Genomic DNA, 11478 nt, shown 5'->3' on the forward strand with positions numbered 1-11478 from the left:
AGCAAGGGGATCTGCCCGCTGTCGACGTTCACGCTCAGCCTTGCTGAGCAAACTCAACCGCCCGTTCCGTCACACGATCAACGATTTTTTTCCTGTCTTCGCAAAGAATCGCGACGTGATCCATTTCGGGATAGAAATCCACGGTGGCCTGGTCGTTCCAGCGAACACCGGGCAGCATTTCAAAGAATTGTTCGGCGTAGTTGTAAATCTCTAGCGCTCCGCCGGTGTAGATCATGTGCAGTCGGCAACCGCGATCCACCAGACTCTGAAATTCCACTTCCGCAATTTCGCGAGCGGGATACTCACGCAAATCAGATCCCATCGGCATGGTTGAGTATTCGGGGCCGGAAGAGTCGGGTAGCAATTGCAGCAACCACGCCAACGCGGAGGTTTTGCCAAGGATCCGTCGGCTCAAACGTTTCCATGCGTCCAGCGAGGCAAGTCGCGGAACGTAATGGTGTCGAATGCGGTTCCAACGAAAGCGACGCGTGGAATATCCACACGCATCCATCGTGATAATTCCAGATACTCGCGAATCTTTTTGTGCTGCGTGGATCGAATCGTCGGCTCCAGAGCATAACCCGAAGAGGATGACGTTTTGGATGCCGTGTTGTTCTTGAAGCCAATCGATTGCTTCGCGAATTTCATCGCTGGCTCGATCGATCGAACGACCGCTGGCACCCACCGGCAAGCTTTCACCGATACCTGATAAGTCGAACCGGAAGGATGCAACGCCGCGACAACCGAGTTGGCGTGCGATGTCAACGTGCAGTCGAAATGGTCCGGCGTTGTGCAACATTCCCGGCGTGATAAAGATCACTGCCGTTTCGGCGTCGACTGGATTGGTGGTTGGATGATAGATGCCGACCAAATGATTTTGGCTACCGAAGACGACCGCTTGTTCTGCGGTGGCGTGCTCTCGTTTCGCCGCCCGCTGCTTTGACGGGACCAACGTTGGCACGATGGTGGGACTTGCGAATGAAGTCGTGGGTGTGTTGGTTGGGTTCATGATTGCACCTCGATTGCACAGTCGGCGTCGGATTCATCGACTAAGAGTTTTGTGATATGCCGAATTGCACCGGGTGACGAGAACGCTGACTCGTTGAGTTCGGGACGGTCCCAGCCGATTTCGTCGTCCATTTGAATGACGGAACCATTGATCGATGACTGTGGGGCATCGATTCCAGGCACCACATAATCTCGGCTGAGCAGCAACGTGGTTGCGTGATCATCCTGCGAGTCGCCAAGGTTCAACTTCAACTGGCTCAGCTGTCGGCGAATGACGTGATTCAGTCGTGTGCCGTAGGCTTGGTCGATCGAACTGGATTGACGCGGTCGTGCAAAACGCATTTCATTGCTAAGTGTTTCTGCATGCAACTCATCAAGGCTTTGAAGGAATGTCTCTCCACAAACGACGGGGTCCCAAAGCAGTTGTTGGTCAATGCCGGTAGCTGCTGAACATGCCGCCAAGGTTGCACCCAGACGAATGCCGATCAGTGAGACCGAATCAAGCTCATGTCTCTGCCGCATCCAATTCGATACATCGCGAATGTTTTTCATCATCACATGCGGCGAGGCTTCCAATGCGTTGCCGTGTGAGTTGCCTGTTCCGGCGTAATCGAAACGCAGGACATCGAAGCCTTGTTGAGCCAAATGCACCGCAAGCTGTTGCAGATTTCGATAGCTACGCGCGTACTCATGGCCATAGGCATGGCACAGAACAACCGCTCGATTTCGTCGGGTTTGACTCGAGGGTGGCGAGTAATGAACCGCGAAAAGGTCATGTGAACCGCTCGGTAGAAAGAACGCTTCCATCACCGGCAAACGATCTCGCTGAGATTGAATCGCTGCGGTCGCTTCGTCCGCTGTCTTCGATTCGTCGCCCAACAGCGCTTGAATGTGCCGTGCGGCCAATTCGATTGTCGGGTTGGCAAAGAAATCCCGGACGGGAAGTTCCAAACCCAATTGGTTCTTCAGCCGCGCGACCACCTGCGTCACCAGCAACGAGCTGCCGCCTAGCAGGAAAAAGTCGTCGTCGATTCCGATCTGCGGAACCTGCAGGACCGAGCTCCAAATCTCACAAAGTTGTTTCTGCAACTCCGATTGAGGCGCGACAAGGCCTTGTTCGCGGGCCACGACCGCATGACTGCCGTCCGGAAGGCTCTCACGATCAATTTTGCCGTTGATCGTTTTTGGGAAATGCTCAACGAAGACAAATCCTGTCGGCACCATGTAGGGCGGCAGTTTGTCTCGCAGTTGTTTGGCGATTTCGGCCGCAGTCGCGGTGAGTTCGTTCGACACTTCCTTGTCGATACTATTGGCAGGCAGTGCGTCTGCACCCAATCCGATATGTGCGAGCAAAGTGGTTTGCCCGTCCAGTGTTTCCGCGGTCACCAAAGCCTCTTTGACTTCGGGAATCGAAGTCAGTGCGGCTTCGATTTCTCCGGGTTCGATGCGGTACGATCCGAGTTTGATCTGATGGTCGACTCGGCCGCCAAAGTCGATGTTGCCATCGTCCATCCAGCGTGCGATGTCTCCGGTTCGGTACCAACGTTGCGTTTCACCATCTGAATCTTCGCGTTCAATGAAGGCGGCTTGTGTCAGTTCAGGCCGATTGAGATACCCGTCGGCCAACGCGGGGCCACCGATGAACAGTTGGCCGGTTTCGCCAACGGCGACTTCATTCAAGTCTTTGTCGAAGATGGCGGCGGAGTAGCCTGGCAGAGGTTTTCCGATCGGCATGTTGGCGGCAGAGAAGTCAGCTTCCGGTACGAAGACGGTCGCGGTGACGGTGGCTTCGGTCGGTCCGTAGGCGTTGCACCACAGCACGTCGTGATCGCAAATGGTTTGCCAGCGTTGATAGTGATCGACGCTCACTTTTTCTCCTGTGACAACCATCAAGCGGAGACTCGATGGAACTTGGGAGTCGGTGGCGACCATCAAATCGACCCATTGATGCCAATAGGCGGTTGCCAAGTGGACGGCAGTGATTTGGAGCGTGTCGATCAAGTGCGAAAGCTCGTTGGCCGAATCGGCTCGTTCGAGCGGCCGTACCAAGACGCAGCTGCCGCACAACAACGGTGGGAAGATCTCTTCGATCGCGATGTCGAAAGTGAGCGTTGAGAACTGCAACGTCCGATCGTCCGCGTGCAAGCGGTAGACTTGCATGTCCGCTTCGCAATAAGTCGTCAAAGCGGCGTGGTTGATCAACACGCCCTTGGGATTGCCCGTCGATCCCGAGGTGTACATGACGTAGGCGAGTTGCTCGCTAGTCAGTTTGAAATAGTTTTCGCGAACCGGGAAGCTGGGCGAGATGCCATCACGGATCAGGTCCGATGCGTCTACCCACTTGAGAGTTGCGCCCGAGTTCGTCGAGCTAGTTGTGGAGTCATTGGCATCGAACAACGAACGATATTGCCCGTGACCAATCAGCGTTTTGATTTTCGCGTCTTCCAACATGAAACGCAGTCGCTCGGCGGGGTACTCCGGATCCAAGGGCACGAAGGCCGCGCCGGCCAGATGAATTCCCAGCATTGACGCGATGGCGATGGGGCTGCGGTCGACGCACATTCCCACTCGTTCGCCCGGCTGAACGCCGGCGGTTCGCAGTGAGTCGGCGACGTGACAAGATTGCGAGAGCAATTCGCGGTAGGTCCACGAGCAATCGTCTTGCACGACCGCAACACGGTCTGGCGTGGCTTCGCATTGCTGCCAAAACAAATCAATGAATGGCGTGATCGAATCAACCGACCTCATGAGACCACCATCGATGAGCCAAGCGAGGCGATTGGCGATCCGGTTGAAGGCACGAGTGCTGATTTGGTTCCAGAGGATTCAAGAAACACCGTTTGCAAGCTTTGGCGAAACAATTGCAGTCCTTGGCGGAGTTGTTGCTCAGGAATGTTCAGGGCCGGCATGAACTTCAGGACTTCGTCATCGCTGCCGCAGGATTCCAATAGCAGCCCTTTTTCAAATGCGGTGTCGATGACCTTGCGAGCCAGATCACCACGGCGAATGTCCAGTCCCCAAATCATGCCTCGGCCGCGAAGGTCCCAATTCTCGTCCGAGTATTCCGAGATGATGGATGCCAAGTATGTTTGCAGCGTGTTGCTGCGGACTTGGATACCATCAACGAATGAAGCATCGTTCCAGTGATTCAAAACCGCGTTTGCCGCCACGAACGCCAAGTTGTTACCGCGGAATGTCCCGGTGTGTTGGCCCGGTTGCCAAATATCGCACTCGGGCCGAATCATCACGAGTGACAGAGGCAGGCCGCCACCGATCGATTTGGAAAGACAAATCAGGTCGGGTGATAGGCCGGCTTTTTCGAAGCTGAAGAACTCTCCCGTCCGGCCATTGCCAACTTGAATGTCGTCGACAATCAGCAGCACATTATGCTCGCGGCAGAGCGTTTGGACTCGTTGCAACCACGCATCGCTGGCCACGTGAATCCCGCCTTCACCTTGGATCGTCTCCAGTACAACCGCTGCGGGAAGCGGCATGCCGCTGCTACGGTCGGTCAGCATTTTTTCGAGCAAGATGGTCGTGTCGAAATCGCCAAGGTAGCCGTCGTACGGAAGAAAACTGACGTTGTTGTGCGAACCGTAGTATTCGCTGTGGTAGGTCTGGTTTCCCGTCACCGCCAATGAGCCGAGCGAATGGCCATGATACGCATTGGTGAATGCAACCACGTGAGAACGTTTGCGGTGTTGCTTGGCGAGCTTGATCGCCGCTTCCACAGCGTTTGTACCCGTTGGTCCGGTGAACTGGATCTTGTAGTCCATCGATCGCGGTTGCAGAATCGTTTTCTCAAACCTTTCCAAGAACTGAGCCTTGGCCTCGGTTGTCATGTCCAACGAATGCTGGATCCCGTCGCGAGAGATGTAGTCCAGCAATGCCTGCTTCACCACCGGCGGATTGTGCCCATAGTTCAGCGATCCAGCACCACAGAAGAAATCGATGAACTGACAACCTTCCGCGGTCGTCAATGTCGAGCCATTTGCTGTTTGAAAGACGCTCGGGAAGAGTCGGCAATAGCCACGCACCTCTGATTCCAAACGTTCCACGGTGTTGGTTGCTGAATCTGAAATGGATGATGAATGACTCAACCGAAACACCTGCGATCAATGAAGAATTGCGAAGAACAAACTGGCATTGAAAGCTAGAACGCGGCGATTTGTCCGTCGTGCATCGCTGGGTCGGCAAGCCAACTTCACAGAGCAAGTTGGCTGTTTTTGACGATTGTTCGGTTTCTGCGGTTGGTGATTCACATCGCGGTACGCACTCGGGCCGAACGCGACTCAGTCGTCATTGGATTGCTGCTTGCGGTAAGTCGTGCGATCGTTTTGGTATCGATCAGGATCCGGCAAGACTTCGGCGTCGGGTTGGCTAGATTCAAACAAACGTTGCAAGAACGGTCGGCACCAACCGCATCCGGTTCCCGCTCCAAAACACTCCGAAAGTTCGCTAGCACGTCGCGGCTTTTGCACGCGGATGTACTGTTCCACCTTTCGCCGAGGGACGTGGAAACACAGGCAAAGATCATCGTCGGGTTTCATAGCGAGAAATGCAGTGCGTGAAGTGGCAAACGCGATGCAACACCGGAAAGTGGTGCGTTTCAGATACATCCTACCGGGCCGGTCCCAAACTTCCCCGGTAAAACTTTCGGATCGGCGGCATCATCATGTTGCAGTACAGTTAGGAACACCGCCAACAAAGAGGATACGAAAATGTCTACGATTTCCGTTAGTTTGCCAGATGCCGTGATGATGGATATCACGGAACGAGCCCAGAAGAATGGGTTTGCCGACGTCAGCGAGTTTGTATCGCAGATGATTGCCAAAATCAGCGATCGCCAAAAGCAAGTTGAAGCACTCGCCGTCGAAGGGATCAATAGCGGCCCAAGCGAACCGTGGGATTGCCAAGAAATCGAAGCGATTCGCGACGGCTTACGATCGAGGCATGGAAGCTGAATGCCTGATCAAAGGGTTCTGCATCGTAGGAGTCTGGCGATCGACGATATCGCCAGGCATTCACAGAATATCGCAGAAAACAATCTTGGTGCCGCCCTGCGTTTTCTCGATGCCGTTGAATCGACGGTTGAATTGCTCTCGCAATTCCCGAACGCGGGCGGTGCCGTGCCGACCAATCGCAGCGATGCTAAGGGGCTGCGGGCGAAGTTGGTAAACGGGTTTGACAACTACGTCGTGCTGTACTTCATCACGGAGAAGACATCGACATTGTGAGAGTCATTCAAGGTGGTCAAGAACTCGACCAAATCGCAATCAATGCGAGCTAGTTCTTTGGCCGGTTGAAGTGCTGCGAGGCCTGCGTGCGTGTGATCTTCCCGGGGGAGAGTTCATTGCGTGTTCACCACCCAAGCCGGTGCAGGAAGCCAGTGTTGCGTTTGCTGGTTCGGCGGTTGTCGGCTCAATCACCGCCATAGATTTCATGCACCTTCCAGTCTCGAAGGCAGACGGAGTATCCCATGTATCCGTGCTCTGGGATGGATGAGTACCAGACTTCAAGGTCGATCTCGTCGTCCGGTGAAAGGATATGTGCGTCCACGCTACCGAAGTTGACGGTCTCATAGTCTTCGGGTGCTCCCATGTCCGCGAAGTAACTTTGCAACTCTTCTCGGATTCTTGATTCGATGCTGGCATACTGTTGAGGGAGTTGGCGAATCAAATCAAGTTGCTCGGGTGTTGGCCCTTCGTCGGGAGCGTCGATCGAAATCGTTGGGGCAATGATCGATAGATGTGGAGCGTCCGGGCAAAGCTCAATTTCCCATCGGTCTGCGAACTGCCGTAGTTCGCCAAGACCTGCAACGCTCGAGACTTGAATGGGGGTTTTGATGCGGCGAATGGATTCGTCAAGAGCGTGGTCCATCCAACGCATGGCGAAATGTCCCGCGACTAGGAAAGCGGGGATTGATACCCAAAGGGAGTGTAGGATTGGTATGCCTGCAAATTCTTGCAAGCAAAAAGATGCAGTGCCGCCAAGCGCAATCAGGCAATACCAAATCGTAACGATCTCCTTGCTTGGAAGATCGATTCTCATGCAGAATGTCCGTCCTCACCGAGAATGGCGGATTTGATTTGAGAATGTCTCATTTGTCACTGAACCTCTTGGCTGTCTTTGGTGAAAACGGAGGCGGTTCGATTGGGCAACGTCCGCGTGCCGCAGTCGTGGAGCGGCAATCAAATGACAAGTTAAATCTCAAACTCCAATTGCCGAGCTCAGAACTTCCAGCGGTATTCCATTCGGGTTCCGTACACGTTTGGTAGATCGCTTCGCCAGCCATGCATGACGTCAAAGCGGAGCAGTGTGCGGTTGGAAACTGGGAATTGATAGCGTGTGCCGAGTCCAAATTGGTCACCTTGGACAAATGGGTTGGAGTCGCCGTGTTCGGTGAGGTAGGACGCTTCCAATAGCAGTTGGCGATCGAGTTGATTGCCTATCAAGTCGATCCCAATCGATCCGCCAACTGTGTCGAACCCAGTTGGATCCAACGTCGCAAATCCGTTCAGGCCGTCGGTGTCGAAGTTGATACCGGTGTTGCGAAGGACGCCTCCACTTCCGCCCGCACGAGCGACGGATTGTGGTCGTCCCCATCCGTAGAAAAAGTTGGCGTACGGAACCACGGTCAGTGGCGACGAGGTGATCAGGCTGTTTTCCCACAAAAACAAACCGCCGTCAGCTGTCACATCAGCATCGGGCAGGTTTTGTCCCGTGTTGATAATTAGACGAAGTGAGTTGCTGATTCGATCCAGGTATCGCTTGGTAAAACTGACCGTCATGTTGTGATAGCTTCGACGGGAGTCATTGCGGTCTCGCAAAAACGCGTAGCCGGCTTCGATGTATCCGCCGTAGGCTTCGATGAAGCACGCGGTGCCGAAAGCTTGGGCGGCGTGTTTGTCCGTTCCAAAAGCGTTGCTGTTAACTTGGTCGATTGCCGCAAAGAACGTCCAGTCGAAGTTGGCCCAATTCAGCGCCCGACTATGACGAGCCGGGATTGCAAACGCGGCACCGGTCACGGCATCTTCCATCCAGATCCCGTTTTGGAACAGCAGCGGGATCAAACCGATCGTCACAGGCATCTCAGCGGGCGATGACTTTCCATGAAAGCCGCCCCACATCGCCCCCAGATCACCTTCGAAGAATGCGGTCACAAAGTTAGGATCGAAGACACCTTGGTAGTCGAATTTTCCATCTTGGAAGTCCACCCGATTGAACTGACCGTTGCGATCAAGCGGCCCGATGAATCCATGGAATCGCTCGGAATCGGTCAGGCGTAGATCGAGGTCCAAATTCAGACGACTGGCCCAATTGTCGGTTCGCCCCGCTGCGTTGCGGCCGGTGATGATTCCGGATCGGAAATCGCCGTACAAGTAAAATTGCGGGCGGGCCATATTGGTGCTGCCGAACCAGTTCTTGCCACGTGGCGTGATGCCAGGGCCATAGAACGTTCGTCCCCATTCGATCCAAGGGCTTTGCGTCGGGACCGCGGCTTTCGCGTCGTAAACCCATTGCTCGCGGGATCCATCGTGCCAGTTCGATTCCTGCGGTAGCGGAGTGGGGGAGAAGTCGTTGGCGAAGTGCGATAGGTTTTCTAAACCAGCCGACTTTGCAAAGTCAGCAGCGGATTCTTCTTCCAGTATCGAATGGTCCGCGAAGGATGGCGATCCAAGCGAGACGTTCGCGTGTCCGGCGTAGTTGAAGTCCTGCCGTTCCGGAAACGGCGAACGCGGCAAGTCATCGGCCGTGTCCACAGCGATCGTCGTTGGCGGACTCGCTGGTGATTCCGGCTGGACGAGTGGTAAACGTTGGGGGCGAAGACGAACGGTTTGCGCAAGCGAATCCGCCGGCGTCATCGCCGCTGCAAACACGGCGACACACAACGCGAAAGTGCATTGGCACGAAGAATTGAATCGCAACATGATCAACGCACCATGAACGTGTGCGAGTCATGGCAGATGTCAATCATCCGCTCGTTCATTCGACGAATCATGTCCGGCGTGCTGTTGATCTGACGCATGAAGTACATCGGTTCGGTTCGGCTTCGCATCCGAACGCTCAACCGGTACGGTCCCGGGACTCGGAAGGCTTCGGCCGGAATGGTGTACTTGGCGATGCGGTGGTCCAAGGGAGCAATGCTGTGAGCTTCCATACGGATCAACGGCGGGTGGTTGAGCACGCTGATTGGCAATGCACCAGGTCGTAAGAAAGCGAGCTGGTCCAGGCTGAAGTTCAACGGCAACGCAGCCTCGCGGTCAGTACCACGGACGTTGTTAATTAAAAACTTGGTTTGCAAGTTAAACAAGTTTTTGTCACGGGGAATCCGCCCCTTGGCCACTTCGACACTGTGCATATCGCAGAGGTCAGCATTCGCATCCAAGTAACCCGTTTCCCAAACGCGTTGGTTGTTGGGGTTGATCAGAACGGCGTTGAGCCAAAGTTGTGGTTGAGCACCGAGTGAACCCGTGGGCAAGTTGTGACCCGTGCTGATGTTGTCGACTCGGTAGCCCAATTTGAGCGGCATACCAACTTGAGGTGTCGTGAAGAACACCGGATCGCTGATCTGGGCACCGGCTTCCAGCGTCATCGCCGAATAGCCGCGTTTTTCGTTCAACTTGGCGACATTGACATCGATGATTTTGCGACCATCACGCCGATCGTCCGCGTTGTCCCAGGGTTTGGGGAAGTACATGCCGTCCGGCACGTTGCGTTCAAATTCTTCCGTGCCCCAGCCGGCGCGGTCATCGAACAACAGCCATTGGCGTGGTGTGAACGACTTAGCCTTGGGATTGTGTGGGAAGATGCCCGGGTGAGCGATCGAGTAGCCGGGACCCCAGAACGTATGATTGGAGTGCTTCTTGGGTTGACCGTAGGGTTTGCCTGATAGCTCCGCGACATGACACTCTTCGTAGCCTTCCGCCTTCCCAGGGACAGCTCCCATGTGACAATCTTGGCAGGAGATTCCGCACTTTGCTGCTGGACTGCTGCGGTATTGAGCGTGAACGACTTCCAATGAGATGCCGGGGTGCACCGCGACTTGGTGGCACGACGCACAAATGTCTGATTTGGTAAGTGGTTCGAAAAAGTACGAACCATTGTGGATCGCTTGGCCCGGTCCCTTTTGACCAGCGTGGGTTTTCAGTTTGTTCTTTTCAGCATTGGCCAAGGCATCAGCCAACCCAGCTCCGTTGCCACCTCGACCGACGGGAGCATGGATGTTGCCCGGTTCGATTCGACGATCACCGTTACTGCTTCGCCCGTAGTGTTCATTGATTCGATGGCAGGAAATGCACGTCACACCTTCGCGAGCGACGGGTGGTTGATCCAAGATGCTGACCGTGCGTGGAATTTCCAACTGAGTCGCGACAGGCGAATGGCATCGCATACAGAAGTAACCAACCGTGCCTTCGGTCAATTCTGTCATCGCCTGTTCAAACCGCTGGAACATTGGCGAGACAGCAGCGTAGGCGTGGCTGCTGACACTCCATTCATCGTAGTGCTTCGGGTGACAAGCACGGCATGACTCAGCGGACGGGTAGCACTCTTCCGTCCATAGCCCTTCGTGCGGATCTTTCTTCTCAGGATCCTTGGCTGCCGGCGGCTTGATAGGGTCGTTGCTACCGAGATTCGCGAGCGGATCGGCCTCTGCGGATGGATCGGCGAACGCCGCCAGCGGATCAAGCTCGGCACCAACCAAGCGATCAGGGCGCCGCGGAATGGTGGGCTGAATGGTTGCAACGGAGGCCGCCGGTTGGCGTCCGTACAGTCTATTTCCCACACCGAGAAGTTGCCCGACTTCCAGCAATTCTTCATCACTCAAGGTTTGCTGGCCACTGAACGGCACACCTTCGTCGGCGGCCAAGTTTCGTGCGGGCGCGAACCCACTCCATAGGCCCAGCCAGAGCGTAAGAATCGCGAGCGTTTCACGACGAGGAATGATGAGCATCATCGTGTGAACCTGAACAACCCAAAATCGCATGGACAATCCGAACAAAGCCGACAAACACTTTGGGGAGATCGACCGGTGGTGTTCGGATCGTCCAGAAGCATCCGCGGGATGCGATCAAACGCCTCAACCGGCAAAGCTTGCCAGGTCGAGGGGTGTGAGATTTGCGATCAAGATGCGAGTCTGAACTCGCGGTTTCATGCGTGTCGTTTCACGCAAGAATTAGGTGTCCGCGACTGATTTCAGGCGTCTTGCGAGGCGGCCATCATGCGGATGGCTTCGGGCAAGGTTTCGCATTCGAGTTTGAACACGCGTGACGCGAGGTCATCAGGGGTGTCGGTCGGCAGAATCGGACAGGCCTTCTGGTGGATGATCGGCCCGTTGTCATAAAGGTTGTCGACATAGTGGACCGTGCAGCCGCTGATTTTTACCCCACGCTCGATCGCTGCCGCGTGCACGTTGCGACCGTACATTCCTTTGCCGCCAAATGCGGGCAGCAAAGACGGGTGGATATT

The 11478-nt window shown here is 55.0% G+C and carries 10 protein-coding genes; 2 read left to right on the forward strand and 8 right to left on the reverse strand.

Features of this window, described 5'->3' with window-relative positions:
* Positions 1-34 precede the first annotated feature (34 nt).
* From B2R17_RS00185 to B2R17_RS00200, 4 genes are all read right to left on the reverse strand, one after another.
* A complete protein-coding gene (locus B2R17_RS00185; protein WP_286762356.1) occupies positions 35-1009 on the reverse strand; it encodes an alpha/beta fold hydrolase in 975 nt (324 codons plus the stop codon).
* Positions 1006-3756, reverse strand: a complete 2751-nt coding sequence (locus B2R17_RS00190) for an amino acid adenylation domain-containing protein (RefSeq protein WP_286762357.1) — start codon at positions 3754-3756, stop codon at positions 1006-1008. The genes B2R17_RS00185 and B2R17_RS00190 overlap by 4 nt, the downstream gene beginning before the upstream one ends.
* Positions 3753-5117, reverse strand: coding sequence for a diaminobutyrate--2-oxoglutarate transaminase (gene ectB, locus B2R17_RS00195; protein ID WP_286762358.1), 1365 nt, complete (start codon positions 5115-5117; stop codon positions 3753-3755). Before ectB ends, B2R17_RS00190 begins: the two co-directional genes overlap by 4 nt.
* 183 nt (positions 5118-5300) lie before the next feature.
* Positions 5301-5558 (reverse strand): (2Fe-2S)-binding protein, encoded by a 258-nt coding sequence (locus B2R17_RS00200; RefSeq protein WP_008663114.1) that lies wholly within the window; start codon positions 5556-5558, stop codon positions 5301-5303.
* 171 nt (positions 5559-5729) lie between these two features.
* Between B2R17_RS00200 and B2R17_RS00205 the strand changes: the two genes are divergently transcribed.
* Positions 5730-5972, forward strand: coding sequence for a ribbon-helix-helix domain-containing protein (locus B2R17_RS00205; RefSeq protein ID WP_286762359.1), 243 nt, complete (start codon positions 5730-5732; stop codon positions 5970-5972).
* Positions 5973-6245 (forward strand): type II toxin-antitoxin system RelE/ParE family toxin, encoded by a 273-nt coding sequence (locus B2R17_RS00210; protein ID WP_286762360.1) that lies wholly within the window; start codon positions 5973-5975, stop codon positions 6243-6245.
* 184 nt (positions 6246-6429) lie between these two features.
* On the opposite strand, the gene B2R17_RS00215 is transcribed toward B2R17_RS00210, so the two are convergent.
* From B2R17_RS00215 to B2R17_RS00230, 4 genes are all read right to left on the reverse strand, one after another.
* Positions 6430-6888, reverse strand: a complete 459-nt coding sequence (locus B2R17_RS00215) for a hypothetical protein (RefSeq protein ID WP_144056510.1) — start codon at positions 6886-6888, stop codon at positions 6430-6432.
* Between the two features lie 350 nt (positions 6889-7238).
* A complete protein-coding gene (locus B2R17_RS00220; protein ID WP_173401983.1) occupies positions 7239-8939 on the reverse strand; it encodes a hypothetical protein in 1701 nt (566 codons plus the stop codon).
* Between the two features lie 2 nt (positions 8940-8941).
* Positions 8942-10996, reverse strand: coding sequence for a multiheme c-type cytochrome (locus tag B2R17_RS00225; RefSeq protein WP_286762361.1), 2055 nt, complete (start codon positions 10994-10996; stop codon positions 8942-8944).
* 209 nt (positions 10997-11205) lie between these two features.
* The coding region (locus tag B2R17_RS00230) for a formyltransferase family protein (protein ID WP_286762362.1) at positions 11206-11478 on the reverse strand (273 nt) is incomplete at its 5' end.

The sequence above is a fragment of the Rhodopirellula sp. UBA1907 genome (genome assembly GCF_002337565.1).
Taxonomy (GTDB): Bacteria; Planctomycetota; Planctomycetia; order Pirellulales; family Pirellulaceae; genus Rhodopirellula; species Rhodopirellula europaea.

Coding starts and splice junctions, on each gene's coding strand:
- B2R17_RS00185 (WP_286762356.1), bottom strand. CDS start 1,009: ATGAACCCAACCAACACACCCACGACTTCATTCGCAAGTCCCACCATC.
- B2R17_RS00205 (WP_286762359.1), top strand. CDS start 5,730: ATGTCTACGATTTCCGTTAGTTTGCCAGATGCCGTGATGATGGATATC.
- B2R17_RS00225 (WP_286762361.1), bottom strand. CDS start 10,996: ATGCGATTTTGGGTTGTTCAGGTTCACACGATGATGCTCATCATTCCT.
- B2R17_RS00200 (WP_008663114.1), bottom strand. CDS start 5,558: ATGAAACCCGACGATGATCTTTGCCTGTGTTTCCACGTCCCTCGGCGA.
- B2R17_RS00215 (WP_144056510.1), bottom strand. CDS start 6,888: ATGGACCACGCTCTTGACGAATCCATTCGCCGCATCAAAACCCCCATT.
- B2R17_RS00220 (WP_173401983.1), bottom strand. CDS start 8,939: ATGTTGCGATTCAATTCTTCGTGCCAATGCACTTTCGCGTTGTGTGTC.
- B2R17_RS00190 (WP_286762357.1), bottom strand. CDS start 3,756: ATGAGGTCGGTTGATTCGATCACGCCATTCATTGATTTGTTTTGGCAG.
- B2R17_RS00210 (WP_286762360.1), top strand. CDS start 5,973: ATGCCTGATCAAAGGGTTCTGCATCGTAGGAGTCTGGCGATCGACGAT.